The 24,874-nt window shown below is 70.7% G+C and carries 25 protein-coding genes and 1 pseudogene; 12 read left to right on the plus strand and 14 right to left on the minus strand.

Annotated elements, in window-relative coordinates:
* Positions 1 to 102: 102 nt before the first annotated feature.
* Positions 103 to 918, minus strand: coding sequence for a hypothetical protein (locus JE024_RS34940; protein ID WP_244883394.1), 816 nt, complete (start codon positions 916 to 918; stop codon positions 103 to 105).
* Positions 919 to 1,296: 378 nt separating this feature from the next.
* Between JE024_RS34940 and JE024_RS34945 the strand changes: the two genes are divergently transcribed.
* Together JE024_RS34945 and JE024_RS34950 are read left to right on the plus strand one after the other, a co-directional pair.
* Positions 1,297 to 1,998 carry a hypothetical protein gene (locus JE024_RS34945; protein ID WP_205377873.1) on the plus strand — a complete coding sequence of 234 codons (702 nt, stop codon included), beginning with the start codon at positions 1,297 to 1,299 and terminating at the stop codon, positions 1,996 to 1,998.
* 181 nt (positions 1,999 to 2,179) lie between these two features.
* Entirely contained in the window at positions 2,180 to 2,806 is a 627-nt protein-coding gene (locus JE024_RS34950) for a DUF6461 domain-containing protein (RefSeq protein ID WP_205377874.1), read from the plus strand.
* Positions 2,807 to 2,911: 105 nt separating this feature from the next.
* Here the strand turns inward: JE024_RS34950 and JE024_RS34955 are convergent, their stop codons facing one another.
* From JE024_RS34955 to JE024_RS34980, 6 genes are all read right to left on the minus strand, one after another.
* A complete protein-coding gene (locus JE024_RS34955; RefSeq protein ID WP_205377875.1) occupies positions 2,912 to 3,481 on the minus strand; it encodes an SUKH-4 family immunity protein in 570 nt (189 codons plus the stop codon).
* 27 nt (positions 3,482 to 3,508) lie between these two features.
* Positions 3,509 to 5,044, minus strand: a complete 1,536-nt coding sequence (locus JE024_RS34960; RefSeq protein WP_205377876.1) for a WXG100-like domain-containing protein — start codon at positions 5,042 to 5,044, stop codon at positions 3,509 to 3,511.
* A 90-nt stretch (positions 5,045 to 5,134) separates the two neighbouring features.
* Entirely contained in the window at positions 5,135 to 6,892 is a 1,758-nt protein-coding gene (locus JE024_RS34965) for an AAA family ATPase (RefSeq protein WP_205377877.1), read from the minus strand.
* Positions 6,889 to 7,776: a nucleic acid/nucleotide deaminase domain-containing protein gene (locus JE024_RS34970; protein ID WP_205377878.1), complete on the minus strand. Its 888-nt coding sequence runs from the start codon at positions 7,774 to 7,776 to the stop codon at positions 6,889 to 6,891. The genes JE024_RS34965 and JE024_RS34970 overlap by 4 nt, the downstream gene beginning before the upstream one ends.
* A 210-nt stretch (positions 7,777 to 7,986) precedes the next feature.
* Positions 7,987 to 9,363 carry an IS1380 family transposase gene (locus JE024_RS34975; protein ID WP_205377879.1) on the minus strand — a complete coding sequence of 459 codons (1,377 nt, stop codon included), beginning with the start codon at positions 9,361 to 9,363 and terminating at the stop codon, positions 7,987 to 7,989.
* 243 nt (positions 9,364 to 9,606) lie between these two features.
* On the minus strand, positions 9,607 to 9,843 hold the full coding sequence (locus JE024_RS34980; RefSeq protein ID WP_205377880.1) for a hypothetical protein: 237 nt from the start codon (positions 9,841 to 9,843) through the stop codon (positions 9,607 to 9,609).
* A gap of 229 nt (positions 9,844 to 10,072) precedes the next feature.
* On the opposite strand from JE024_RS34980, the gene mihF reads away from it, so the two are divergent.
* The 3 genes from mihF (at position 10,073) to JE024_RS34995 (ending at position 13,268) form a co-directional block, all read left to right on the plus strand.
* Complete coding sequence (gene mihF / locus JE024_RS34985; RefSeq protein ID WP_205377881.1) at positions 10,073 to 10,390, plus strand: integration host factor, actinobacterial type; 318 nt, start codon at positions 10,073 to 10,075, stop codon at positions 10,388 to 10,390.
* Positions 10,391 to 10,647: 257 nt separating this feature from the next.
* On the plus strand, positions 10,648 to 11,049 hold the full coding sequence (locus JE024_RS34990; RefSeq protein ID WP_205377882.1) for an STAS domain-containing protein: 402 nt from the start codon (positions 10,648 to 10,650) through the stop codon (positions 11,047 to 11,049).
* Positions 11,046 to 13,268: a GAF domain-containing SpoIIE family protein phosphatase gene (locus tag JE024_RS34995; RefSeq protein WP_205377883.1), complete on the plus strand. Its 2,223-nt coding sequence runs from the start codon at positions 11,046 to 11,048 to the stop codon at positions 13,266 to 13,268. The genes JE024_RS34990 and JE024_RS34995 overlap by 4 nt, the downstream gene beginning before the upstream one ends.
* Before the next feature lie 23 nt (positions 13,269 to 13,291).
* Here the strand turns inward: JE024_RS34995 and JE024_RS35000 are convergent, their stop codons facing one another.
* Complete coding sequence (locus tag JE024_RS35000; RefSeq protein WP_205377884.1) at positions 13,292 to 13,618, minus strand: STAS domain-containing protein; 327 nt, start codon at positions 13,616 to 13,618, stop codon at positions 13,292 to 13,294.
* Between the two features lie 483 nt (positions 13,619 to 14,101).
* Here JE024_RS35000 and JE024_RS35005 point away from each other — a divergent pair, with 483 nt between their 5' ends.
* Complete coding sequence (locus tag JE024_RS35005) at positions 14,102 to 14,584, plus strand: ATP-binding protein (protein WP_205377885.1); 483 nt, start codon at positions 14,102 to 14,104, stop codon at positions 14,582 to 14,584.
* Here JE024_RS35005 and JE024_RS35010 read toward each other — a convergent pair.
* Positions 14,562 to 14,960 (minus strand): zinc ribbon domain-containing protein, encoded by a 399-nt coding sequence (locus JE024_RS35010; RefSeq protein WP_307840733.1) that lies wholly within the window; start codon positions 14,958 to 14,960, stop codon positions 14,562 to 14,564. The genes JE024_RS35005 and JE024_RS35010 overlap by 23 nt on opposite strands.
* Positions 14,961 to 14,979: 19 nt before the next feature.
* On the opposite strand from JE024_RS35010, the pseudogene JE024_RS35015 reads away from it, so the two are divergent.
* The 3 genes and pseudogenes from JE024_RS35015 to JE024_RS35025 form a co-directional block, all read left to right on the plus strand.
* Positions 14,980 to 15,165 (plus strand): annotated as a pseudogene (locus JE024_RS35015) (transposase); the annotation flags it as partial.
* Between the two features lie 279 nt (positions 15,166 to 15,444).
* The gene (locus tag JE024_RS35020; RefSeq protein ID WP_205374336.1) at positions 15,445 to 16,710 is read left to right on the plus strand and encodes an IS701 family transposase; all 1,266 of its coding nucleotides are present in this window, start codon (positions 15,445 to 15,447) and stop codon (positions 16,708 to 16,710) included.
* 161 nt (positions 16,711 to 16,871) lie between these two features.
* A complete protein-coding gene (locus JE024_RS35025; protein WP_205377886.1) occupies positions 16,872 to 17,186 on the plus strand; it encodes a hypothetical protein in 315 nt (104 codons plus the stop codon).
* Between the two features lie 46 nt (positions 17,187 to 17,232).
* Here the strand turns inward: JE024_RS35025 and JE024_RS35030 are convergent, their stop codons facing one another.
* From JE024_RS35030 to JE024_RS35040, 3 genes are all read right to left on the minus strand, one after another.
* Positions 17,233 to 17,436, minus strand: coding sequence for an MbtH family NRPS accessory protein (locus tag JE024_RS35030; protein WP_205377887.1), 204 nt, complete (start codon positions 17,434 to 17,436; stop codon positions 17,233 to 17,235).
* Between the two features lie 295 nt (positions 17,437 to 17,731).
* Positions 17,732 to 18,517 carry a hypothetical protein gene (locus JE024_RS35035; protein ID WP_205377888.1) on the minus strand — a complete coding sequence of 262 codons (786 nt, stop codon included), beginning with the start codon at positions 18,515 to 18,517 and terminating at the stop codon, positions 17,732 to 17,734.
* 79 nt (positions 18,518 to 18,596) lie between these two features.
* Entirely contained in the window at positions 18,597 to 19,226 is a 630-nt protein-coding gene (locus tag JE024_RS35040) for a dihydrofolate reductase family protein (RefSeq protein ID WP_205377889.1), read from the minus strand.
* A 352-nt stretch (positions 19,227 to 19,578) separates the two neighbouring features.
* Here JE024_RS35040 and JE024_RS35045 point away from each other — a divergent pair, with 352 nt between their 5' ends.
* Positions 19,579 to 20,799 (plus strand): cation:proton antiporter domain-containing protein, encoded by a 1,221-nt coding sequence (locus JE024_RS35045; RefSeq protein WP_205377890.1) that lies wholly within the window; start codon positions 19,579 to 19,581, stop codon positions 20,797 to 20,799.
* Positions 20,800 to 21,068: 269 nt separating this feature from the next.
* On the plus strand, positions 21,069 to 22,271 hold the full coding sequence (locus tag JE024_RS35050) for a serine hydrolase domain-containing protein (RefSeq protein WP_205377891.1): 1,203 nt from the start codon (positions 21,069 to 21,071) through the stop codon (positions 22,269 to 22,271).
* A 25-nt stretch (positions 22,272 to 22,296) separates the two neighbouring features.
* Here the strand turns inward: JE024_RS35050 and JE024_RS35055 are convergent, their stop codons facing one another.
* Both JE024_RS35055 and JE024_RS35060 read right to left on the minus strand, forming a co-directional pair.
* Positions 22,297 to 22,839, minus strand: coding sequence for a hypothetical protein (locus JE024_RS35055; RefSeq protein ID WP_205377892.1), 543 nt, complete (start codon positions 22,837 to 22,839; stop codon positions 22,297 to 22,299).
* A 198-nt stretch (positions 22,840 to 23,037) separates the two neighbouring features.
* Complete coding sequence (locus JE024_RS35060) at positions 23,038 to 23,565, minus strand: hypothetical protein (RefSeq protein ID WP_205377893.1); 528 nt, start codon at positions 23,563 to 23,565, stop codon at positions 23,038 to 23,040.
* Positions 23,566 to 23,734: 169 nt separating this feature from the next.
* Here JE024_RS35060 and JE024_RS35065 point away from each other — a divergent pair, with 169 nt between their 5' ends.
* A complete protein-coding gene (locus JE024_RS35065) occupies positions 23,735 to 24,850 on the plus strand; it encodes a DUF5954 family protein (protein ID WP_280521582.1) in 1,116 nt (371 codons plus the stop codon).
* Positions 24,851 to 24,874: the final 24 nt, after the last annotated feature.

Genomic DNA, 24,874 nt, shown 5'->3' on the forward strand with positions numbered 1-24,874 from the left:
GTCCGCCGCGGCCCGCGGCCCCGTGCCCGCTGCTGACCTTCGCACCCCCGTCCGGGCCCGGACGGCCGCTCCGCGGCTCACCCACCGGAAGCGGTCGTCCCGTCAACCGCGTGCGGCCAGGGAGGCCTCGAGAGCGGCGACATGGCGCACCTCGGCTTCCCTGCGCACCGCGGCGAAGCGGCGGTCGACGAGCAGCACGGGCGCGAGCCAGAGCCATCCCCAGATGCCGAACGACTCGACAGTGCCCGTCTGACGGAGCAGCACGTTGGTGAGGAGACCCAACCCGACGGATACGGCCCAGACGGCCGTGCGGTGGCGACCGATCAGACGGACCGGTGCGTTCCACGGTCCGGAGAGCATGCCCAGGGTCGCGGCACGCACCGCGGCCTCGCGGTCGGCAGGGTCGACGGCACTCGCCGCGGCCACCTTGCCCCCTGCGAGGTCGGCGGCGAGAGCGCGTGCCTGTGCCTCGGTGCTGCGGTGTTCGGCGGTCCTGGCCGCTGCCCGCATCCTGATGTCCTCCCAGTAGCCTCGTCGGGCCCAGCGCTCCGCCTCGGCCAGCCGCTGGGCTTCCGCGGAGTGGGGTGCCAGTTCCCTCAGCCGCCGCGAGAGCCCGGCTGCCCGGCCGGCCCGGGCGGGGTGCTCGAAAGCATCGGCGCGGAGGCAGAACTCGGCGTACCCGGCGAGAAGCCCCGCATGGTCCGCCTGGAGCGCGAGGCCGGCCCGGAACGCTTCCTCGGCACAGTCGTCGTGGTCGTCGTCGTCCTCGGCGACGTGTCCGAGCGCGAGCCAGCAGTACAGGTCCGGCTGCGGCCCCTGCGCGTCGAGCCCTTCCTGCGCCGCGCGCCGCACGGCGGCGTGCCCGCCGGCGACGAACAGCTGCTCGCACCGGTCCAGGTGATTCTCCAGCGTGGTCATGTTTGGTTCTCTCCCCTTGCCCTGCCGGGCACGCGTCAGTGTGTGAGGGGTAACCCAGCAGGTCAAGCAGGGTACCCATCCGTTTCGCAGGCCGGGGACTCCCACACCGACGGGCAACCGCGCCCGCGTCCCGGGGAACACCGAGGCCGCCGGGGACGGTCGGTGGCGCCGGAGGCCGGCCGACGGGCCGAGCGCCAACAGACCCGCACGGACGCGACACGGATGGACCAGCCGACGCCCGAACCCTCTCTTCCTTCCCCAACTCGCCTCTGACAAAGGCAAGTTGACGCCCAATCATCACCCCATGCACCCTGGCGCCCCCGCTGTCCCAATGCTTGACTGGCGCCCCGCCTCTCCCTCCACCCACCGGGAGCCCACATGGGACTGCTCCGCCACGCACGATGGGCCATCGCCTGCGCAGTGGCCGCCTCCACCGCTCTGCTGACCGCTCCCTCGGCCATGGCCGAGGACGCCGGGCCGAAGGCACAACCGCTGGCCGCCGCCACCATCGCGGTCTACCCGCCCATTCAGGGGTCCTCCCTCTGGGACCGCTTCGGCCAGACGCCGCCCTCGTCCCACCACCGGGTTTTCTCCAACTGGGGCTACCTCAACGACTGGTCGGTCGACATCTACCAGAACCCCGGCGCGACGGTGGTGTCCCCGTTCGGCAGCAAGACCTCCGCCGGCAGCCCGGTGACCGTACGCGTCGTGACCGTCACCCCCGGCTGCGCCACCGGCAACCTGGCCGACGGCGGCTGGCGCATCGGCCTGGAGGCCCGCGACGACTCGACGGGGACGATCGTGGGCCGCGCCGACGTCATGCACGTCGACCAGAAGCCCGCCTCGATCACGGTCGGCGCCACCGTGGGCCCCTGGACCCGGCTCGGCCAGACCGGCAGGTTCCGCTACTCCTCCTGCTACCAGGTCAACGGGAACACCGGCGCCCACATCCACCTCGAAGTGATCAACAAGACCAGGTACTCCTGCTACATCGCCCGGGCGGCAGGCACCGGTCTCGGCGACGAGACGGTCATCGGCCGTGTCGGTACCGTCAACTCGGGCCCGCAGCAGGCCTGCTGAGGTCCCCGACCGGCCTCGGTGCGCGCCCGGAGCACCTCCGCACCGTGATCCGCCGGCCCGCCCGGGGCGGGCCGGCGGATCACGGAGACGGCCGCCTCGGGGGATCGCCCCGCACACAACACGGCCGGCCCTCGGGCGCGGACACGTGCGACTGTCAGTGCTCTCGGAGATGATCTCGGGCATGACTGCGACCGCTGCCGACTACCTGTGGTTCGAGGAAGACTTCCCCGAACTCGCCAATGCCTACTGCGTCACCCTGGTGCAGGGGCTGTCTCCCTTGGACGTGCTCCAGCGCCTCGACGGCCGTGACGAGCCCCCGAGGACCGGCGCGGACGAGATCGACGAGGCCGCGTACGACCTACTGTGCGCCGACGACGCCCGGCAGCTGCTGGCCATGACGACCGTCGGGGACTGGACGCTGATCATCGAGCCCAACGGCTACCTCGGCGTCAGCGAGGACCGGGCCCTGCCGGCCTCCGCGGGCACGCGCTGGATCTCGCACTTCGCGAACATCAACGGCGTCGACGCGTTCCTCTGGGCCGAGGACACGACGAAGCGCCTGTCGTTCGAGCCGCTCTTTCCCGACAGCCGGTGGGGCACGACCCCTGACGACGTCCTGCAGCCCATGCACGACATCGGCTTCCAGTTCACGGCGGAGACCTCCGACACCGCGGACTCCCTCGCGGGCCCGGCGGCGTTCGCACTCGCCGAGCATCTCACCGGCATCCGCCTCACACGGGAGCTGCTTTCCGCAACCACCTTCGTCTGCGGCAGCACGAAGGTGACAAGCATGCGCTGTGGGAAGTAGGTGACATTTTCCAGGCCGTACGCCTGCACCAGTCCGATCGGGGATTCGGTGAAAGTCGTGAACTTTCCTCGTTCTTCCTGATCGGTTTCGGTAACCCGATGAGAATCATCCCCACATTCCGAGGGAGATCTCCTCGAACAGGCGGTTCCAGCAGCTTTCCGCGCCGGAGAAAGGCGTCTCGTCGATCCTCAGGATCTCGGACTTCATTCGTTCGACGATATCGGCATGGACGGTGTAGTCAGGGTCCGAGATTCCCTTGAATTCCCGCTCGCCCTCCTGGAGCACGATCAACGCGTGGACGAGGGACGTGACATCGGCATGGATCTCCGTGATCACATCGTCCCCCTCCGGAATTTCGTAGACCTTCCCCGATTCGGGATCGATGAAGATGGTCCAGTGCAGGAGCCGCCCCAGAATTTCCCAGCTCTCGCAGCCGGCCGGAGCCTCGGATCCTTCGTCCTCGAAGTACTCCAGCAGGCCGGAGGTGCGGGAGATCGACTCACGCTCCTCCAGATCGTCCTCGGGGGTGAACCACTTGCTCGTGGGAAGGCCCGTGAACGAGAGGAAGCCGGCTGTCTCCTGCCGCAGTCCCGACTCCTGGGGGATCGCGAAGTAGACGACTCCGGTGATGCCGAACACGTCGAGGAGCCGCTGCGGCGGAATGGTGGTCAACATGAGGGTGAGCCGATCTTCGGGTAGCTGCTACGGGTGGCCTTGAGCCGTGTGACGCGCCTTGAGGTCCTGCATGTATTTCCTGTGCTCGCTGTCACGCGCATTCGATTTGTCTGTCTGGTCGTAGTTGTTGGCGTGTGTGACTTCCAGGTCCTGACCGAAATGCCGGGCCAGCCAGGCGTCGCATCTCGGGGACAATTGGCATGGTTCGCGCTCAGTGTATACCGCCTCCAGTCCGTCCTGGCGTCCGCTTTTGAGTATCGGGTAACCGATCGTCTTTTCCGAGTGCGGCCCTTCGCTGTCGCCGACCAGGATGATCGGTTTGTTGGTGTCCGGGTCGACATATCGAGCGGCGGCGAAATTCGTTCCGCCGTAGTCGCCTTTGGCGAAACGGGCTATTTCCGTTGCTCGGGACAGGTCGGTGCTGCCGGGCTGGATCTTCGTCGACGTGACTTTGGCGGTGTCCGACTTCTGCACCGGGAACGGGTTCTTCCCCTTCCCGGTGTGGCGCCATACCGTCCCGTCCGGCTGCATGATGTTCCGTATGCCCGAGTCGTCGGTGGCGCTGACCTTGCTCGTGGTTCCGTCGGCGTGCAGCTCACGGACGGTGCCGTCGGCGTTGAGCAGATACATCGGGGTGTCGTCGTCGCCGTCCGGCGTCTTGCACTTGTCCACCTCGTCCTTGGTCTTCTTGTCGGTGCCCTTCTGGTCGGACTTGCTCTTGTCGATCTTGCCGCCGTGGTCCTCGAGGGTCTTGACCATCTCGTCGGCCTTCTTGTCGACCGCGTCCTCGGCCTTGTCCATGACGGTGGCGAGCTTGTGGAACCGGCTGTCCTTCTTCACCGAGGTCTTGCGTCCGGCGCCGCCGGTCGTGAACTCGCCCTTCTTGGTGCCGAAGTTGTCGGCGGTCTTCTTGTAGTCGCCGGCCGCGCGGTCGAACTCGTCGAACTCGATGACGAGGTCCTGGGCCATGTCCGCGCTGCCCGAGGCCATGACGTCCTGCGTGCTCGCGCCGAGGTGGTCGGAGAAGAGCTTCTCGATCTCGGAGAGGATCTTCCCTTCGATCTTGTCCGTGACGATCGCGGTGATCTCGCCGATGGCGTAGTCGATCGCCTCCTGGATGATGAAGCGCGCCGCGGCGATGGCCGCGGCGGAGAGCAGCCCGCTGAGGCCGACGGTGAAGAACATGCCGACGACGCCCGCGGTCGCGGTGGCGGCCGTCGCGGTGAGCTTGCCGATGATCGCGATCTTGCAGCCGACGATGAGGTCGGCGCACTGGTCCAGCGCGCCGGCGAGGTCGTCGCACCCCTTGGCGAAGGTGGCCAGGTCGCGCGTGGTGAGCTTGCCCCAGCGGCGGTCGATGGCGTTGACCGTGGCGCCCTTGCTCTTGCCGGCGACGATGTGGGAGCAGGCCTTGTTGCCCTCCTTGACGGCGTCGCGGATGCCCTCGGCCAGGTTGCGGTAGTCCTTGGCGGACGCCTTGACGTCGTCCTCGTCGATCTTCGGCCAGTCGACGCCCACCAGGTCCAGGACCTCGACCAGGTCGTCGGGCAGCGTCATGCCCATGTGAACCCCCGTTCGACGATGAAACTGTCACTCTTTCGGGTGACTGAGCGCTCGTCAACTTTGCTTCCGTGAGGGCCCTGTGGAGTTCCGTCAGCTCAACGGCGGCTGCTGCGTCCCGTCTTCATGGAAACGTTCCTGCTTCGGCACGAGGCAGGTCAGAGCTTCGTCCATGCCGATCACCACGCGGCCCGCGCCGTCCAGCGCGACCGCGCGGACGGGCGGGCCGGGCCGGAACGTTTGCTGAACGCCGCTGTCCCAGCCGACGTACTCGACCAGGCCGTCGCCCCAGGCGGCCACGAGCGTCGCGCCGCCCGCCGTGACCGCGGCGTCGAGACAGACCACCGGCGACGACCGCCGAAGGACGGGCGCCGCCATCGGAGCACTTCCCGGTGCCCAGGCGCGGACGGCACCGTCCGCCCCGCCGCTGTAGAAGAGGGGCGTGCTCACCCCGTCGCCCAGGGGCACGTCGAGAACGGCCAGCGCCCGGACCGGCCCGTTGTGCAGGGGGGCCGCATCCGTGACGTCGCCGAGGAGCCGTACGGTCCCGTCGGCGCCGCCGAGGGCCACGGTTCCCGGGCCGGGCCCTGCCGCATGGGCGAGGGCCGTGCCCCGCTGCCCCCGCAGCGCGTCGAGCAGGCGCTCCGTGTCACCGGGGCCGTCGGCCAGCAGTCCGGCGAGTCCCGAGCCCGCCGAGCGCGTCGCCCAGCCGGAATGGGCTGTCACCCGGCCGCCGTCGTCGAGCACCAGCACGGTCCCGTCCGGGAGGACGCTCGCGGTCAACGGGTCGGGGCACAGCTCCGGCAGACGCCCGCGCGTTGCGGCGCCGTCCAGGGAGACGGCCTGCACCACGCCATGGGCATCTGCGAGCACCACGCTTCCGGCGAGCGGCCCTTGTCCCACCGCCGCGGCGGTGACGGGGCCGGACCACGGCGGCGTGACATCCCCGCGGACGCGACGCCACAGCATCCGCCAGTCGGCCCCCGCAGCGGCCTCGTGCAGGGCGACGGCGATCCGCGGGTCCGCACCGTCGCCCAGCACGCCCAGAAGGGTCAGCGCACGGGTGGCGGGCCGCGACTCCGCGCACAGGGCCTGCCCCGCCCTCAGCCAGGCGGCCCGGAGACCACCGTGCTCATGGCCGGTGTCCCTCTCGTAGGCGGCGGTGACCTTCCAGGGGTCCGCCTCGCAGACGGCGACCGGATCGGACAGGTCGGGCGCCGCGCCGTCGTCCGACCGGTGCTCTTGTACCTCTCGCGGGCTCCGGGCCACCGCTTCCCGCCACAGCGCGAAGCGCTCCTCGTCCCGCCACTGAGCACGATCCAGGTCCAGCTCCGCGCACGGGCTCCCGGACAGCAGACGGTGGGCGGGACTGCCCGAGCGGGCTTCGGCTATCAGACGGACCTGAGGCAGCTCGGCGAGCGATATGACGAACCCGGCCACATCCGCGTCATGGAGGTCGGGCAGGACGATCACCGTGTGGCGGGCGTCCCGCTCCAGTGCCGCCACGAGTTCCCCCGGGGCGCGCGCCACGATCCCGAGCTGATCGGCGATCGCCCACACGGCACCCAGCACGCTCTGACCCGCCGTCAGGGGTCCAGCCGCCAGAGGTCCCGCCGACACGGCTTCTGCCGTCTCGGGCTCTGCCGGCAGGGCGACGGCGTGCACGGCACGTTCCGGCACCACGTCGCTCCGGCTGCCGTGACGCACGAACCAGGCGAGCAACTCCGACTTCCCGGACCCCTGCGAGCCCGACACCAGACACAGCCCGGGAGCCTGGGGATCGGCGAGCCAGCCCAGCAGGGCCGCGGCCGCCGGCTCACGGCCGGCCGCGGGACGCTCCCACCGCGTCACCGGCCCCTCGCCTGCTCCGCGGCGTGCACGACGAGCTCCTTGAAGCCTTCTTCACGGGATCCGGCCGTCTCCCCGTAGTCGAAGCTGTGGGTGAACTGCGCCTCGGGGAAGGTCTCCTTCATCCACACCGCGCAGTAGTGACCCGGCATGAGGCACGGCTCCAGCTCGCAGTAGACCCGCCGCACCTGATGCGGCTCGACACCCTCGCCGGACAGACGCTTCCAGATGAGTTCCTCCGGGTGCGGACGCCCGGGCCCCGTCGCCTCCGTGACCACGTGCTCCGCGCCGGCGGAGTCGACGTACGCGAACGCGGCGGAGAACGGGAAGTTCAGGGTGTGCCGCACGTCGTCGAGGACGCGCGGCCACCAGGACTCGCGCTCCTCGAACGCCGCGGCGTCGATCCGCCGCAGCTCCGCCGCCAGGTCCCGGAAGACCGCCGCTGCCTCCGGCAGCCCCGAGGCCACGGCAAGGAGGGACCGCGCACGGTCGAGCGCCACCAGGGACGCGCCGAGGGTGGACACGTCCGTGCTGACGAACATGTCGTCCACCACACCGTTCAGCACCACGGCCTGCACCGCGCCGTCGGGCCGGACGCACAGATGCGCCAGACCGTCGAAGCCGATGCGCGGCCAGCTCTCCAGCTCCGGATGGGGCCGCGGTCCCGCCGAACGGGCGGCGACAGCACCCAGGGTCACCGGGTCCCCCTCCAGCGGGGCGCTGAAGTACGGAGGGACGACCACGGGAACGCCGGACTCCTTCAGCAGCACGGCAGCCGTCTCCGGCAGCCGCGCCCCTGACAGGCTCGCCCGCGAGAAACGCCGCAACCCGTCGCGACCGAAATGCTGAAGCAGCTCGTCGCGGCTCTCAGGAGCGGGGGACGACATGGATACCTCGCACAACAGACAGACGGCAGGTGGTCGGAGTCGACCTTAGCCTCGATCTTTCGTGACGGTCCGTGGGTTTCTTCGGCGGGCCGTTTCGGTTGTTCGGGCTGGTGGTGGTCAGGCTGATGGCCCGGCTGTCGCGTCGGGTGGGCGCCGGGTTCCACGGCTCCGGCGGGGGTGGTGCTGCTCGCAGGGACGGGAACACGCTGGTCAGCCGGGGTTCGGGAGGGCTTCGAGTCGTGCCAGGGCGTCGGTGATCATGTGGGTCCAGGGCCAGTGGCGGGCGAACCGCAGGTGCCGGCGGCGGGCGGTGGTGACCAGCTGGGCGGCGGCGGAGAAGAGGCGGAGCCTCAGGCGGCGGGGTTCCCACCTGCGGGTTTCGCCGGTCAGGGCGAGCATGGGCATCCAGGCGAGGAGGTCGAGGGCGATCTGGACGATCTCCAGCCAGATCTGGTTCTGCTTGGTGTCGTGCAGGGGCAGGTTGCGCAGGCCGGTGGCGCGAGCGGCACGGATGCGGTCCTCCGCCCGGGCTCGCCGGCGGTGCCGCAGTTCGAGTGCGGCGATCGGGATGCCGGTGGTGTTGGTGGCGAACGCGGTGAGCCGCAGGCCGTCGGCGTCGGTGATCCGCAACTGGGCGCCGGGGTGAGGCCGTTCCTTCCGCACGATCAGCCGCATTCCCTTCGGCCAGCCCTTCAGGCAGTCGCCGGACAGTTCGGCGACCCAGGCCCCGTCCCGGATCTCGCCGCCGGGCTCGGTCGCCGCCGTCCAGGCCGAGGCGGGGGCCTTGAGGACGGCCTGGTGAATCTGCTCGGTGATGGTCATGCCGACCGAGTACGACAGCCACCGGCCGCGTTGGGCGAGCCAGGCGACGAACTCGTGGGTGCCGCCTCCTGAGTCGGTACGGATCAGCGTCCGGCGTCCGCGCCGGTACTTCTTCGGCAGCTGGGCCAGGGCGAGTTGGGTGGTGGTGATGTGGTCGGCGGCGGTGTTGCTGCCTGCGTTGCCGGGCCTGAGCAGGCCGGCCACCGGCTCCCCGCTGCCACTGCTTCCGTGGTCGACGAACCCCATCAGGGGGTGGTGTCCGAAGGTCTTCTTCCAGGTCGCGGTGGCGTCCTGCTTCTCGGAGTGGGCCAGAACGAGGACCCCGTCCAGGTCCACGATCACCTGCCCGCCCGCGTCAGGAGCCGCGGTTTTGGCCAGGCTCCAGACGCGCTCGCGGGCTTCGGCCCGCGCGGCCCGTATCGCGGACAGGGCCTTCGGCCCGGCGGCGGCGAGGGTGTCGACGAGCCGGGAGACGGTCGGGTCGGACGCCACCGGCCCGAACACGGCCGGCTCGGCCCGCAGCATCCCGACATCCGCGAGGCAGTCCCCGCCCAGGGCGACCGCGAGTGCCACGTCCAGCAGGATCTTCCCTGGATCGTGCACTGCCCGTGAACGTCGCCACGGCGTCAGTGCCGTCGATATCGCCTGGTCCAGCCCGGCCTTGCGGGCGGTCTCGACCAGCAGCACGGCCCCGGCCTGGGACACCACTCCGCGACCACCGCCCTCGATGCGGACGCGTGGATAGGACCCGATACGCTTCTTCACCTGGGAAGTGCCTCCGGCATGGCAGGAACAAGGACCTCGACAATCCTCATTCTTGCTGGTCAGAGGCACTTCTCGTTTACCTGACCGCCCGTCGGACAGCCCGCTTCATGAAAGCGCGAGGTTAGCCGTGCCCGCGGACAGCCGGGCCGCGAGTCCCGTCCGGCCCCGTACCGGGCCCGCTTCCCGCCGAGGAGCCCGTCGCTACCGGTCCCTTGCCGCGCGCGAACGCCTCGGCCCCTCGGCTCAGTGCGGAGTCCAGGCGTACTTGTTCCCCCCGACCCACCGCACCTCGTCCAGATCGTCGAGGTCATGGATCGGGATCCCCGCCTCCGAGGCGACCAGCAGGACATCGGTCATCGACATCGCCCTGCCGACGAATTCTCCGTCGACCTCCACGATGCGAAAGGGCGGGTTGCCGGGCTGGACGTCGAGTACGGTGATCCGCGCCGCGGGCACATGAGGTGGAAATCCTTCGGTCATGCCGAGACGGTTCCACGTCCGGGCCGGTGGCGGGCGCGGCAACACGCCCATGAGCCGCACACGGGGGCATTCGAGGCGTGCGTGGCATGACCCTCGCCACGATCACGCGCTGCCGATGAGGCTGCGTCACCGCAGGTGCTGCCGCAGGGAATCAGCCAGTCAGCAGGACTGAAAGGCGCTCGGGCGGCAAGACGTACACCGCGATGAGACACAGCGAGAGAGGCACACGATGACGGATCTGCCCACCCTGACCCCCGAGCAGCGGGCCGCGGCCCTGCAGAAGGCGGCGCTCGTCCGCCGGGAACGTTCCCAGTTGCTGGGGGAGCTGAAGTCCCGGCAGCGCTCCCTGCCCGACGTACTGCGCAGCACCTCCGACGTCGTCGGCAAGACCAAGGTGCGCCAGCTCCTGGAAGCGATCCCCGGCGTCGGCAAGGTTCGCGCCGCGCAGGTCATGGAGGAGCTGGCCATCCCCGAGGGCCGGCGGGTGCAGGGGCTGGGGCCCCGGCAGCGGGAGTCGATCCTGCAGAGGTTCCCTGCCCGGGCATAGCTGTGCCCTGTCCCGCAGCGCGCCGAGGCGGCCGGTTTCCCGGGACCGGGAGCCGGGCTCGGGAGTGTCGGCGGGCACCGAGGCGAGTGCCGCCTCTCATGTTCATGGCGGAAGCCCCCGGCCCGGGGGCTTCCGTCGGCTTCAGGGCTGCTCCTGGAGGTGACGGCGCACTCCGCCCGCTGGCCGGGGCTCCGCGAGCGAGCCTCTTACTGTGGGCAGGGTTGTCCGCACACGCTCCACACGAAAGAAGCTGAACGGTGTTCTCGGTGCAGGTCACGCAGCAGGCGCGAGGGGCGGTGTTCGCGCTGCGCGGGGAACTCGACTTCGACAGCATGGTCCAGCTCTACGAGGCCGGCGACGAGGAACTGGCCCGGGGGCCGGAGGCGGGCCCGGTGGTGGCCGACTGCGAACGCCTCACGTTCTGCGACTCGTCCGGTATCGGCGGGCTGCTGCGGCTGTTCCAGCAGCTGGCCGCCCAGCGGCGGGCGCTGCGGCTGGCGGCCCTGCCCCCGTCGGTGGCGCGGCAGTTCTCAGTGACAGGACTGGACCAGGTCTTCCCGGTGTACACCGACGCCGATCAGGCGCTCGCCGCAGGCACGGGCCGACACGGCACGGCGTCCACCGCCACGGCGCAGCCGACGGACGGCCGGAACGCATGAAGCGCCGACCTCGGCCCGGCGCCTCTCAGCCCGCCGGGAGGGCAGCCGCGCGCGTCACCGGCCCCGCGGACGGGGATCAGGACCTGCGGTCGCTGTTCGGACAGTCGTCCGCCATCTTCGCCTCCCTCGCCGGACCGGCGCACATGCTGGAGACGGCGAACACCGCCTTCTTCACGACGATCGGCGGCCCCGAGCGCACCCGTACCGGCCTGCCGCTCGGGCAGTTGATGCCCGAACTCGCCGAGCAGGGTTTCCTCACGCTCCTGGACCGGGTCTACCGCACGGGCGAGGCGTACACCGCTCGTGAGGCCCGGGTGATCCTGGGCGTCGGCGCGGGGGCGCGGGAGGGGTTCTTCGACTTCTCCTACGAGCCCCGGCTGGACACCGGTGGCAACGTCATGGGCGTCCGGGTGATCGGCGTGGAGTCCACGCAGGTCAAGCAGGCCAAGCGACTGACCGCCGAGCACCGGGTGCTGCTGGAGCAGATCGCCCGCCAGGCGCCCCTGGCCGACGTCCTGGACGGCATGGCCCGGGCCATTGAGGACCTCGCCCCCGAGGAAGTCCTCGTCTCCGTGCTGCTCGCCGATGCCGACGGCCGCCATCTGCACCACGGTGCCGCGCCCAGTCTGCCCGACTTCTACAATCAGGCCATCGACGGCATTGCTGCTGGCGAAGGCGTCGGCTCCTGCGGGACCGCCGCCCACCGGCGACGGCCCGTGATCGTCACCGACATCCGCACTGATCCTTTCTGGGACGACTTCCGCGACCTGGCCGACAAGGCCGGGGTGGCCGCCTGCTGGTCCACGCCCATCCTGGCCCGCGACGGCGCGCTGCTGGGCACCTTCGCCATGTACCACCGCACCCCGCGGGCCCCCCAGGAAGCCGACCTGGCGCTGGCCCGGACCTTCGCCGACACCGCGGCCCTGGCCATCGAACGCCATCACGCCGAGCAGGCCCGCACGACGGCCGAGGCCCGGGAGAAGGCTGCACGCGACGACCTCGCCTTCCTCCTGGAAGCCAGCACGGCCCTGTCCTCCGCCCTGGACGCAGGCCAGATCCTGAGCCGCCTGGCAGCCTTCTGCGTGCCGAAGCTCGCGTCGCTGTGCGCCGTCGACGTCATCGAGAGCGGCCGGGTGCGCCGCATGGCGACCGCCGCCCCCACCCAGCGTGCGCAAGACCTGCTGGCCTCGCACATCCCCGTCTTCGACGCCGCCGACGACGCCGTCGCCCGTGTCCTGGCCTCCGGCACCAGCGAGGTCGCCCGCCGCACCCCCACCGGACCCGGACCCTGGCACGACCTGGGCGTCACCGGCTACCTGTGCCTCCCGCTGGTCGACCGGAGCCGGGCCTTCGGCGCCGTGACCCTGCTGTCCACCGCCGAGCACAGCTTCGACGGGCACACCGTCGCCCTGGCCGAAGAACTCGCCCGCCGCGCCGCCCTGGCCGCCCGCAACGCCCGCCAGTACACCCACCGGCACACCCTCGCCCGCGACCTCCAGGCGGGTCTGCTGCTGCCCGACCTGCCCCAGGTGCGCGGCGCCGACGTGGCCACCTACTACCACCCCGCCGGAGAAGGGCTCGACATCGGCGGCGACTTCTACGACGTCTTCCCCCTGCACGACGGCCGGTGGGCGTTCATGCTCGGCGACGTCTGCGGACGAGGCGCCATCGCGGCCACCACCACCGCCCTGGTCCGCCACACCGCCCGCGCCGTCGCCCCGCTGCTGCCGGGCCCCGAGGACGTCGTCAACGCCGTCAACCGGGCCCTGACCAACCGGCCCGCCGGGCACGGCACCGGATTCGTCACCCTCATCTACGGCCAGCTCATCCCCACCCCCACCGGGCTGGACGTCGAACTCGTGCGCGCCGGCCACACCCCGCCCCTGCACCTGGACGCCGACCGCACCGTCCGCACCGTCGACGCCCAGGGGATGCTGCTCGGCATCGGACCCGACCTGCACGTCACACCCCACCGCCTGCACCTGCGACCCCACGAGAGCCTGGTCCTCTACACCGACGGCATCACCGAAGCACGCCGCCGCGACGGCGAGATGTTCGACGAGCTGCGTCTCACCGAGGCGGTCGCCGGCGTCCCCGCCCGCCCGGGGGCGCAGCAGATCATCGACTCGCTCACCCGAGCCGTCCACTTCTTCACCGACGGCGACGTCATCGACGACGATCAGGCAGCCCTGGTGCTGACCGCCACCGAGCCCTCCTGACGCCCGGGACCGGCGGAGGCCCGTCACGCCGCCCGTTGTGCGCCGGGTCCCTGGAGGTAGCGGTCGAAGCCGGCTTCGGGGAAGATCTCGCAGGCGACGGTGAGCAGCCGTCGGTGCTGGGGGTGGAGGTTGGTGAGGCTGGTCGCGCGCTCCGGAGTGCCCGGGGTGCCGAGCAGGTGGAGGCCGGCGATGTCGACGAAGAACGTGTCGCGCAGATCCCACGCCACGTCCGTCACGGTGGACGGGAGCTGGTCCAGGCTGGTGCGCAGCTGATCGAGGTGCTCGAAGTCGATGTCGCCGCGAGGCGTCAACGTCGCACAGTTGCCGCGGACTTCGGTGGTGATGTGCATGGTGGGCGCCCCCTTCCCAGGGGGTGATGAGCCCACAGTCGAGGCGCCCCACCTGCGTGGGGCGACGGCCATGGCAGGTCGCGGATGCCCGGGGAGGGGGCAACGTCCGCGGACCCAAAGGAGCCGGGCCGTAGCGGCACCGGCTCCGTTCTCTTGTCCGGCCAGCGTGGCACACGCCCTGCCGTGAACGCCATGACCGGGTAGGCCCCTGGCCGGCCCGCCACGCCCTCGTGAACGGATCCGGGCGCCTTTATGCCCTCTGGTCTGCCACGATGCCGGCGCGAGCGTCTTCGGCTCCCGGCAGGCGGAACAGCCGGGAAGCGAAACGCTTGGACTCCAGAACGCATGCGGGGTGGGCGATGATGTGTGCCGGCACTCGGGTGCGACGTAGCATTCCTCGTCGCGCCGCACGGTTGGCGCAGACCGTACCCCGGTTGCCCCGGCACATGACGGGCAGATGCGGCACGGGACCGGGGGAGGACCATGGACGACACAGCACCCGCACCAGTCGGCGGCTTCGACACGACCGCGAGCGAGCCGGTCTTCAGCGCCGCTCTGGACGGTGACAGCTCCTGCATATCCACCGCCCGCCGTATGGCCGCGGACTTTCTCACCCGGGTCCAGGCCGTGCACGGCCTTCCGGTGTCGGACCGTGCGATGGACCTCACCCAGCTGATCGTCAGCGAACTGGTCACCAACGCCTGCAAGTACGCCCCGGGGCCGGTGCTGCTGGAACTGCGGATCGTCGGCGACCTGGTCGAGGTCGTCGTCTGGGACAGCGCTCCCGTCGTCCCCATCGCCCGCGCGGCCGACCCTGCCCGTGTCGGCCAGCACGGCCTGGAGATCGTGATGACCGTGGCCCAGGCCTTCGAGGTGCAACGCCGGCCCGTCGGCAAGAGCATCACCGTCCGCGTCGCCCTCCCCGACGACCCCGACGGCGCCGTTACGGGACGTCTCCCGCTTTGAATTTCTCTTCGTCCCAAGGGGCCAAGATTCCCGTCTGCCTGCCGGTGGTTACTGGACGGGGTTTCGGGTGGGTTCCTGTTTCTACGCGCTGTGCCGGGATAGTCCGGGTCTTACCCGCGCTCCGCAGGCTGATACGGGCAGTCCGGCGGCCTTGGCGACGTTGTTGGTCGCGTGATGTCCCGGTCCCGCAGGCCCTGCACGTCCATACCTGGGTGTGGAGGGGCTTGGGGCCGGCTTTGACGCCGCAGGCCGAGCAGATCTGAGACGTGGGCTCGAACCGCCCGATGCGGTGGAAGGCGCGCCCGTACGGGGCGGCCTTGTACTCGAGCATCGTGGTGAACGCCGACCATCCGGCGTCGTGCACGGACTTGGCCATGCGGGTGCGGGCGAGTCCCTTGATGCACTACCCGCCCAAGACCCAGCTGTCGAAGCTGGTCAACTCGCTCCAGGACGTCTCGGCCCGGATGCTGCGCACGGAGTACGACGGCCACCTGCGCCGGTGCCTGTGGGGTGGACACTTGTGGTCCGGCTCGTACTTCGCCGGGGGCTGCGGAAGGGCACCGCTGACGGTGGTCAAGTAGTACATCGAAAACCAGAAGCGGCCTGCCTGACTGTCACCCCGGAGATGCACAGAAATCCGGCGCTACGCGCCTCCCGGTCAAGGATGGCCTTCACCCGCCCTGAAGGGCGGAGCAACCAAGATTGCGGATCCCCGGCGCCCCAGGAGTCACGCGGCACCCGGAACCACGGGGCGGCGCCCTCCCGCGGCTGCCGGCCGTCCCCGACGCGTGCTAGTAGTGCTTGGTCATGTGCGATTTGCCATGGCGTGTCTTCTTGATCGGCCGTGTCGTTGACTGGATGTGCTGAGCGAGGAGTTGGCCGCGGTTCGGTGTGATCTGGAGGACTTCGCGGCGGAGATGTTCGAGCCGTTCGCGCGGGCGGATCAGCGCCGGTGGGGCGGCGTCTATCTGCGGGGGCTGCTGCTGGACGGCGGCCGCAAGTCGGTGGAGCCGATGGCCGCCCGCCTTGGCGAGGAAGGTAACCGGCAGGCCCTGGCCCACTTCGTGACCTCCAGCCCATGGGATGCGGCGCATGTGCGGGCCCGGCTGGCCTGGCGCATACAGCCGGTCATCAAGCCCATCGCGCTGGTCATCGATGACACCGGATTCCTCAAGGACGGGGACGCGTCGGCGTGCGTGACCCGGCAGTACACCGGCACTGCGGGCAAGGTCACCAACTGCCAGGCCGGTGTCTCGCTCCACCTGGCTTCCAACAGCGCCTCCGCGGCGGTGAACTGGCGTCTGTTCCTGCCAGGGAGCTGGGATCCCGCCTCACCGACAGCCGATCCGGCCAAGGTCGCCCGCCGTAACAAGTGCGCCATCCCTGCCCAGGTGGGCCATGTCGAGAAGTGGCAGCTGGCCCTCGACATGATCGATGAGACTCGATCCTGGGGCATCGAAGTGCCCCAGGTCATCGCCGACGGCGGCTACGGGGACACCGCCGCCTTCCGGCTCGGCCTTGAGACACGCGGACTCGACTACGTGGTGGGCATCTCGACCACAACCACCGCACACCCCGAGGACGCACAGCCTACGACCCCGGCCTACCTCGGCAGGGGCCGGCGGCCGGTCCCTGCATACCCCGAGTCGGCACAGCGAGTGAAAGACCTGGTCATCGCGGCCGGCAAATCCTCTGCACGGCCGGTGCAGTGGAGGGAAGGATCACGGCCGGGCAGTGGCCGCAGCGGATTCAAGCGCATGTACTCGCGCTTCGTGGCCCTGCGGATCCGGCCCGCCGGACGTGAGATCCGCAAGGCCGCGACCACCGCCGAGCTTCCGGTCCGCTGGCTGCTGGCCGAATGGCCCGCCGACCAGGACGAGCCCGTGCAGTTCTGGCTCTCCAACTTGCCCGAGACCACCCCGCTGCCCGTCCTCGTGCGCACGGCGAAACTCCGCTGGCGCATCGAGAACGACTACCGCGAGATGAAACAAGCCCTCGGCCTGGCCCACTTCGAAGGCCGGACCTGGCCAGGCTGGCACCACCACGTCACCCTTGTCTCAGTAGCCCACGCCTTCTGCACCCTCCAGCGACTGAGCCGATCCCCAAAAGAGACGGCGCCGGCCTGAGCCTCTACCGAGTCGTCCGCGAGCTGCAGATACTCCTCGCGACCTGGACCGGCGCCTGCCCCACCTGTCACCGCGACATACCGGACCCTGCACCAACATGACCAAGCCCTACTAGTGCTGTGACCGCAAAGGTTCGCCGGGTTGCCTGGCAGGATCTCCCCATGCTTGATGAGAAGCTCGACGCGCTTGCGCAGATGATGGCAGAGCACATGGCCAGGCCGTTCCCGCCCGGCTTCCGCGGCCTGGACATCGAGGGCCGGGACATGGTGATGCTCGACTCGGACGCCTATGCCTACGCCGCCTGCGTCCACGAAGACCTGCTCAGCGAACAGGCCCACGCACGCCTGACGCGGCTGACGTCGGCGTTCGGGAAGGTCCTTCCGGCGATCGACGACGAGTACGCGGCCAAGTACTACACGCATCTGCACCACATGGTCGTGCTGTCTGCCGAGATCGAGAGCCAGCGCAAGAAGTAGTCCTTGCCAGGAGTGCAGCAAACCCGGTGAATCTTTGCGGTCAGAGCTAGCGAGGGTTGTCGTCCTCCGGCGTCGGATGCGGGGAGGTGGCCTGCGGGTTGGCGTGCGTCTTCTGGACGTAGCTTTCGCAGTGCTCCTGGGAGCCGGTCACCCCGACCTCGTCGAACCCGGCCGGTACGGGCGTGTCCGTGGGCCAGACCGAGTGCTCGTTCGTGTTGCTGCGGATCACGGTGTAGGTCTTACCGGTCACGACGTTGTGCCTCTCGTCTCGGGGGGTGAGGACCGGCGCTGCTGTCCGTGAACCCGGTGGCAATGCACCGATGCCGCCCCGCAACCGGTGGGCCGGGATATGGGGTCGGCATGCGGAGCTGCCACTGCGCGTGTCGATCGTGACGCCGGTGCCGGCCCATCGCCCAGGCGGCCATCCCACCTTCGCGGACCGCGAACGTCTCCGCATCCGCTCGCGGTCCCGCCGAGCCTTCCGCCCCCCCGTACCCGCGCAAGCCAGCGGGCGGCGCCGGGTCGGGCCCTGCCGGGCGTGCCGTTCAGCCGACCGACGTGCTCCGTGCCGCCCTGCGCACCTCGCTGAGGGCGCGCTGCCTGATGTCGCCGAACAACTGCATCGTGACCGCTGCCAGGACGTCGGCCTCGCCGACGGTCCGCCGGTCCCCGCGACGGGTGGACACGGCCAGCAGGGGATCCTTCAGGAGCGGAGCCGGGTTTGGCTCACCCGGTGTCACCAGGCTCACCGACCCGAAACGCTTGACCCCGCCCTCGCGGACGACCATGGCCGCGTCCCGGGCCAGGTCCGTCATGAACACGCTCGCGATGCCGTCCAGGTCGCGGACCATCGCCGGGACCGCCGTCGCCCCCCGGCTCCGCAGCAGCTTCCGTACCCCGGCCTCGAACCGGTGGGCGCCGGCCACGGCCCTCGGTTTATGCGGTCCGCGACGCTGACGCAGAGGCACGAGCACACCCTCGGCGTCGTACAGCTCACCCATCAGGCCGTGGAAGGTCGGGCTGTGGAGGTACCACCCCGACCCGACCTCCACCTCCACGTTCCGGTCGATCGCCGCTATCAGGTCCCGGGGAGTCAGCCTCCTCCTGGCCTCCTCCGCAGCCGCTCCTCTCGCGCCGTCGATGATCTCCGCCAGCACGGTCCGCGTCACCACCGAGGCGGCCCACGCGGCCGGCCGGGAGACATTCAGCGACGTCACGTCCCGGAACACCGCCTTGACGAGAGAAGGCGGGAACGGCGGGACATCCCCGGCCGAGGCCGTCCGAGCCGTCCGGGGAGCGCCGCGCTCAGGGCGGGCGAGCTGTGCGGTCATCGGTGGAAACGCTCCTTGCTCTGGAAGGTGTCGGGGGCCCGCACCGCGTCCGTGCGGCGCCCCATCGGTGATGCTGCCATCAGGTACTGACAGCAGCGGTGTGCCCTTGGCCGCGGTCGGCGCGGCGGTACGTGTTGATCAGGACCCCGGACGGTGTCGCCCGCGTGGCCGTGAGCGTGAGACGGCGAAGGCCCCTGCCGTCGGCGAAGAGCTGCTTTCCGCCGCCCAGGATGAGAGGGAACACCAGCAGCCGGTACTCGTCGACGAGGTCGTGCTCGATCAGGGTTCCCAGCAGCCCTCCGCTGCCCAGCACTAGCGTCTCACCCGCGGACGCGTCCTTGACACGCCTGACCTCCTCCGCCAGATCGGCGCCGAGAAGGGTGGAGTTGGCCCATTCCGGATCCCACTCCGGATCCCTGAGCATGCGGGAAGCCACGTACTTGGGCATCGCGTTCATCGCCGCCACCGCCGGGTCGTTCATGTCCGCGTGCGGCCACACCGCGGCGAAGATCTCGTACGTCCTGCGGCCCAGGAGCAGGGCTCCGGCAGCGGCCGTCGCCTCGCTCATGAAGCGCTCCACCGCCTCGTCGACATAGGGCAGCACCCAGCCGCCCTGCTCGAACCCACCGTCCCGGTCCTCGTCGGCCGAGAGGACCGACTGCATGACACCGTCCAGCGAGACGAAGTTGACCACGATCAGCTGTCCCATGCGTGCTGCTCCCATCCGCGTGCCTGCTTTCCCGAAGTCCACTCCCTGCAGGAGCGGGACTCATCGCCCACCGCGGCATCCTCTCCTGGCAGCGCGTCGATCCCGAAGCACCGGCCCGACGGTGCGCTGGGGCCGCCCCGGGCCGAGGAGTTGCTCCGGACCGTGCACCCGGCCGACGTCATGTCCCGTCCGTCCGCTGCCCCACGGCAGGGGCTACGGCCGACGGATTCCCCGGCGTCACGGGGCCGTTCGGGGGCTGACGGCGCGGCCGTCGGCGTGCTCCCCGGAGGAGAACCACCGGCGGCACTACCGTGCCTGCGTCAGCCGCTCCTCTCCGAAAGCGCCGAAGCCGTTGCTCGCCGTCACCGTCATCGCGGCCGTGCTGCTCGCCTGGTGTGTCCTGTCGCACCGGCTCGCGCGCTGGAGCATCACCGCACCGATCGCCATGCTCGGCGCCGGGATCGCCCTCACCAGCGGCTCGGACCCGGCCCTCGTCTTCGACTTCGGCGACATGGCCGGGTTCGAGCACGCGGTCGAAGTCGTCCTCGCTCTGCTGCTCTTCGTCGACGCGACCGAGGTCCCCTCGGGCGCCATCCGACGCGAACGCCGCGTCGTGGCCCGCCTCCTCGGGGGCGCGCTGCCCCTGACCCTGGCCGCCGCCTTCCTGACCGCGCTCGCGTTCTTCCCTGATCGGCCCGGCTGGGTCCTGGCGGTGCTCGCCACCGTCGTCGTCCCGCTCGACCTCGCACCCACCGCCGCCGTGGTGCGCGACCACCGCATCCCGGCCCGGCTCCGGGAGGTGCTCAACGTCGAGGGCGGCCTGAACGACGGCATCGTGTCGCCGGTGTTCCTGCTCTGCGTGGCCGCCGCGGCGGAGGCCCACACGGGAGGCGACGACTATGCCGAGGCGGTCCTCGACGCCGTCGGCGCAGCGGCCTGGGCGCTCGGCGCCGGTTCACTCGTCGGCTACGGGGCCGGATGGCTGCTCCGCGCGTCCTGGGCGAAAGGCTGGGCGCAGCCGGCGGCGATGCGCCTCGGCGTCCTGAGCGTGCCCGTCGCCGCGTACACGCTGTCGTCGGCGCTGGGCGGCAACGGTTTCGTGGCCTCGTTCGTGGCCGGTGTCTGCATCGCGCCCGCGATGCGGCACATGCCGGAGAACGCCGTGGAGATGACCGACGACCTCGTCACCCTCCTCACGCTCGCCCTCTGGTTCCTCTTCGGACAGATCGTCACCGATGAGTTCTGGGACGGCTTCCACCTCTCGGTCGTCCTCTACGCGCTCCTCGCCGTCAGCCTGGTACGCATCGTGCCCGTCATGCTCGCGCTCATCGGCACGGACCTGTCCCTGACCGACCGGCTGTTCCTCGGCTGGATGGGGCCCAGGGGAGTGACCTCGGTCGTCTTCGGGCTGCTCGCCGCCCTGGAACTGCGCGGCGCGAGCGGGGGCAACTTCATCTCCCGCGTCATGGTCATCACCGTCATGGTCAGCATCGTCGTCCACGGCCTCAGCGGCGAACCCCTGGCCCGACGCTACGCCCGCAGCCGGCGCGCCGCACCGGCGCCGACCCCCTGACGGCCCGGCCTCGGGCGCCGGCCGCGGCGCGGGCGTCACGAGCGGCGAGCGGGGCGCAAACGGGAGTCTGCGAACGGACGACGTGGTCCGCCGCGCCCGGACCGCATGCCCGCCCGCCTGATCGCCGAGCCCTGCGAACCGGCCGCCGCGCACGCGCGGCTCCGAACGAGTGGACTCGGCCGGAATCCCTCCGGCACGTGCCCTGAGCCCGGTGCCGAGGTGGTGACGTTGCCGTCCGAGAGCCCCTGACCCGGAAGAGGCATCCCCGCATGCGACGTTCCCCCTCCCGGCGCCTGTTCGCCGCGGCACTCCTCGTGGCATCCGTACTGGCCCCCGTGACGACGGCCCCAGCAACGGCCGTGCCCGCCGCGGCCGCCGACCGGCACGGCCCGCGGGACGACTGCCCGCCCGACGGACTCGGCACCGAGACGGTGGCCAGGCTGGACAAGGCGATCGAGGAGGTCCGGCAGCAGGCCGGCATCCCGGGCGTCGTCGTCGGGCTGTGGATGCCGGGCAAGGGCAGCTACGTCCGCGCGAGCGGCGTCGCCGACACCGCCACCGGCCGGCCAATGTCGAAGAACGGATTCGTCCGCATCGGCAGCGAGACCAAGACCTTCACGGTTACCGCGCTCCTCGAACTCGTCGACGACGGGCTGGTCGGCCTGGACGACCCCATCGCCGACTACGTCGACGGCGTACCGGACGGCGAGAACATCACCCTGCGCCACCTCGCCGGGATGCGCAGCGGCCTGTTCCCCTACACCGCCGACGCCCGGTTCCAGCAGGCACTGTTCCGCGACCCGAGCCGCTCGTTCACACCGCGGGAGGTGCTCCGCTACGGCTACCGGCACGACAACACCTTCGCACCGGGCGCCCGGTTCCAGTACTCCAACACCAACCTGGTCCTGCTCGGCCTGGTCGTCGAGAAGGTCAGCGGCCGGCGCCTCGCCGACTTCCTCGACCAGCGGGTGCTCCGCCCCGCGCGCCTGCACCACACCCTGCTCCCCGCCGACGCCTCGTTCTCCGCACCCCACCCCCGCGGCTACACCAACCAGACGCTGACCGGCGCGGTCGAGGACTCCACCGACTGGAACCCCAGTTGGGCCTGGGCGGCCGGCGCGATGATCTCCGACCTCCACGACCTGCGCCGCTGGGCCGGGATCGTCGCCACCGGCGAGCTGCTCAGCCCGCGGACGCAGGCGGAGCGCCTCACGACACTGCCGACCGGATTCCCCGGCACCAGCTATGGGCTCGGCATCTTCGAGACGGGCGGCTGGGTTGGTCACAACGGCAGCATCCCGGGCTACGAGACCGTGACCGTGTACCTGCCCTCGCAGCAGGCGACTCTGGTGCTCATGCTCAACACCGACATCACCACCGGGGGAGTGGAACCGAGCACCCCGCTCGCCCGGGCCATCACCGAGATCGTGACACCGGACAACGTCTACGACCGCCCGGTCCCGCCGAGGTGACACTCAGGACGCGCATCGTCGATCGCTAACCCCCAAAAGCGGGTGTCGCCCGGCACTTCCCTTCCGCGACGTCGAGATAGGCCATCGTGTTACCGGAATCGCTCTCCTCGGTGTAAACGATGATCTCGGTTCCCGAGGGGAACTGCCCCTCGGGCGCACGCTCGTGCACATGCGACGCGACGGTGTCGCACACGGCCGCACCACGCCGGCGCGCCTCCGCGCCTGGACTCCACGTCGTGAACACCCTCACGATGGCGTCGTGGACCGAGACATCGGCAAAGTCCTTGCGCCACTGGGAGCCGTACTTCTCCTGCAGGGCCGCTTCCACACCCTTCTCCGCGTCCCGGTACTTCTCCTCGTGCGTGACTCCGGGGTAGTCCGAGTCCGTCGCAGGCGATGAAGACGCCGTGGCGGCGACCGCAGGCCTGTCATCAGCGGGACGGGGCGCAGATCCGGTACAGGCAACCGCAGTCCAGGACAGCGCCACACAGAGGGCAGCGCCGAGACCTCTCCGCCCGCCGCCCCGTCTCCTCGTTGCGGGCTTCCGCGCTCTCCACTGGTACGCCATGGCGACCTCCACTGTGCTCCGGGTGATGTGTTCTCGCGAACAGGCACAGCTGCCAACGGCTACCATTGATCGGCTGTTTCGTGAGGAACAGGCGCTGACCACGCCTCTCGCACATGACGTGCTTGATCAGTAGCGCATTCTCCGGACCTCAGAACCTCAACGCAAGCTCGACTCCCACCCGCACCGGGCATGAGGCGCTCATCGCGCTCGCAGGTCTGCTCGGTGGATCTCACCGGCCGCCAGGACCGCGCACGCCGCGCCGACGAGCAGCAGCCCGGGGATGCCCAGCAGAAGGCGCTGGTCGTTCTCCAGCACCGTCAGGTACTGGGCCCGGGTGATCTCGACCGTGCCGCGCGCGTGCGGGGCGGTGCTGAACGCGGTGTACCGGCCGTCACGGATCTCCGGCCCCTGGAGATGTCCGTCCCCGCCTCCCGGGCCGAACGAGACTGCCAGCCCCAGCGCTGCCAAGGCGACCATGACCACCTGCACCCGGCCCGGCAGGCACCGCAACGCCATCAGGAGCGTCCACCGGTCCGCCTTCGCGAGGACGCCCCGCACCACCGCCGCCACGACGACCGGAAAGGCCGCCACGAGCAGCAGCACGGCCAACCAGCGCACCCCCGCCCACGGCAGCATCCCCGGCAGCCAGGTGAGCGCGGCCGCCGTCAGCAGCACCGCGCCCAACCCCAGCGCGACGGCACTGTGCACCTTGAAACTCCACCCCATGCCCCGCAGCATCACACGCCCACGGACGCCGATCCCATGCCGGAACCCGGCAACGACACCCACCGCCCACCTGCCGGAACCCGCAAGGCCGACACCGGACCGACCCCGAATCGGGCGGAGATCCGGTGAATCGGCGGTGTGAGCGCGCGGGGGCCGCCAGGATGGTGGCGTGAGCGAACAGAACGCGGGATCGGTCCCGGGACCGGTGGTGGTGCGGGTTCCGGTGGAGCCGGTGGAGGCAGCGATGGAGGCCGATGCCCTCGACGCCGCGGCCAGCCACAGTTCTCTGGCGGTGCGGGGGCCGCTGTTCGGCATCGCCGTGCAGGACCGGGAGACGGAAGGCGGGCGCCGGTGGCGGGTGGTCGTCGAGGTCACCCACGGCTGTCCGCAACAGGCCCGCGACGCGCTGAACTCCCTGCTCTGGTTCAGGGCGAAGGACGAGGCGCAGGCCCGCGGGGAGCGGCGTGCGCTGCTGGCCGCGGTCGCCCGGCTGGAGAAGGAGTGTGTCGACGAACTCACTGTGCTCGGCACCGTCTACCGCGTGGTGCGGGCCGAGGAGTACGCGGCCGTCGACGCGCAGGGCGACATCGAGACGCCGCGGCCCACCGATCCCGAACCTCCCGTCCCCGACTGGAGCACCGACGCGGGCGCCCGCAGTCCCCGGATCGACGACGGCCTGGTCCTGGACCCGGACGCACCCCTGTCCCCGCTGCAGGCGGCCGAGCGCCTCGCCCTGCGCCCCCTGGCCTACAGCGGGTCCCGGTTCCCCGCCCATGTCCTGGCCGACTCAGCACGGGCGGTGGAAACCCATCCGGACGTCCTGCTGATGCCGGCAGCCTTCCAGATCGCCGAACGTTCCGGCGACGGCCCCTGGTCACCGGGCAGCGCCCTGCACGCCACCGCCCACGACGCCCGCCGCACCCTGGACTTCGGCCTGACCTGGATGGAGCCCCGCTCCCGCGGCCTGATTCCCTTCGGCGCCGACCGCACGGCCGATGCCCGCCACCCGCCCGCCGGCACCACCGACGCGGCAGCCGCGGCGCTCAACGCACTCGCTAAGGCCGCGGACAGGCTGCGCGTCGGCCGCTGCGACCAGGTCGAGGCCCACAACACCGTCTACCGCATCGCCCGCTCGCGACGCCTCCTGCGCTGGGGCCCCGACGGCCCGGAAGGCCCCCGCCCGTCCGACACCAGCACCCACACCCCCAAGGCGCTCCACCCGCGCCTCGACGAGGACGGCACCGTCCATTACGACGCGCCCGCGGAAGACGAACCCGCCTCCTGACAGGAGCGGGGCGCGCACGGGGCC

It is taken from the genome of Streptomyces zhihengii, from assembly GCF_016919245.1.
Taxonomy (GTDB): domain Bacteria; phylum Actinomycetota; class Actinomycetes; order Streptomycetales; family Streptomycetaceae; genus Streptomyces; species Streptomyces zhihengii.

Bases quoted from the DNA above. Each gene is read 5' to 3' on its own strand.
- JE024_RS34980 (WP_205377880.1), bottom strand. From the start codon at position 9,843: ATGACCGAAGGATTTCCACCTCATGTGCCCGCGGCGCGGATCACCGTA.
- JE024_RS34950 (WP_205377874.1), top strand. From the start codon at position 2,180: ATGACTGCGACCGCTGCCGACTACCTGTGGTTCGAGGAAGACTTCCCC.
- JE024_RS34995 (WP_205377883.1), top strand. From the start codon at position 11,046: ATGAAGCGCCGACCTCGGCCCGGCGCCTCTCAGCCCGCCGGGAGGGCA.
- JE024_RS35050 (WP_205377891.1), top strand. From the start codon at position 21,069: ATGCGACGTTCCCCCTCCCGGCGCCTGTTCGCCGCGGCACTCCTCGTG.
- JE024_RS35055 (WP_205377892.1), bottom strand. From the start codon at position 22,839: ATGGCGTACCAGTGGAGAGCGCGGAAGCCCGCAACGAGGAGACGGGGC.
- JE024_RS34955 (WP_205377875.1), bottom strand. From the start codon at position 3,481: ATGTTGACCACCATTCCGCCGCAGCGGCTCCTCGACGTGTTCGGCATC.
- JE024_RS35000 (WP_205377884.1), bottom strand. From the start codon at position 13,618: ATGCACATCACCACCGAAGTCCGCGGCAACTGTGCGACGTTGACGCCT.
- JE024_RS35005 (WP_205377885.1), top strand. From the start codon at position 14,102: ATGGACGACACAGCACCCGCACCAGTCGGCGGCTTCGACACGACCGCG.
- JE024_RS34945 (WP_205377873.1), top strand. From the start codon at position 1,297: ATGGGACTGCTCCGCCACGCACGATGGGCCATCGCCTGCGCAGTGGCC.
- JE024_RS35010 (WP_307840733.1), bottom strand. From the start codon at position 14,960: ATGGCCAAGTCCGTGCACGACGCCGGATGGTCGGCGTTCACCACGATG.
- JE024_RS35040 (WP_205377889.1), bottom strand. From the start codon at position 19,226: ATGGGACAGCTGATCGTGGTCAACTTCGTCTCGCTGGACGGTGTCATG.
- JE024_RS35035 (WP_205377888.1), bottom strand. From the start codon at position 18,517: ATGACCGCACAGCTCGCCCGCCCTGAGCGCGGCGCTCCCCGGACGGCT.
- JE024_RS34960 (WP_205377876.1), bottom strand. From the start codon at position 5,044: ATGGGCATGACGCTGCCCGACGACCTGGTCGAGGTCCTGGACCTGGTG.
- JE024_RS34940 (WP_244883394.1), bottom strand. From the start codon at position 918: ATGACCACGCTGGAGAATCACCTGGACCGGTGCGAGCAGCTGTTCGTC.
- mihF (WP_205377881.1), top strand. From the start codon at position 10,073: ATGACGGATCTGCCCACCCTGACCCCCGAGCAGCGGGCCGCGGCCCTG.
- JE024_RS35025 (WP_205377886.1), top strand. From the start codon at position 16,872: ATGCTTGATGAGAAGCTCGACGCGCTTGCGCAGATGATGGCAGAGCAC.
- JE024_RS35060 (WP_205377893.1), bottom strand. From the start codon at position 23,565: ATGGGGTGGAGTTTCAAGGTGCACAGTGCCGTCGCGCTGGGGTTGGGC.
- JE024_RS34970 (WP_205377878.1), bottom strand. From the start codon at position 7,776: ATGTCGTCCCCCGCTCCTGAGAGCCGCGACGAGCTGCTTCAGCATTTC.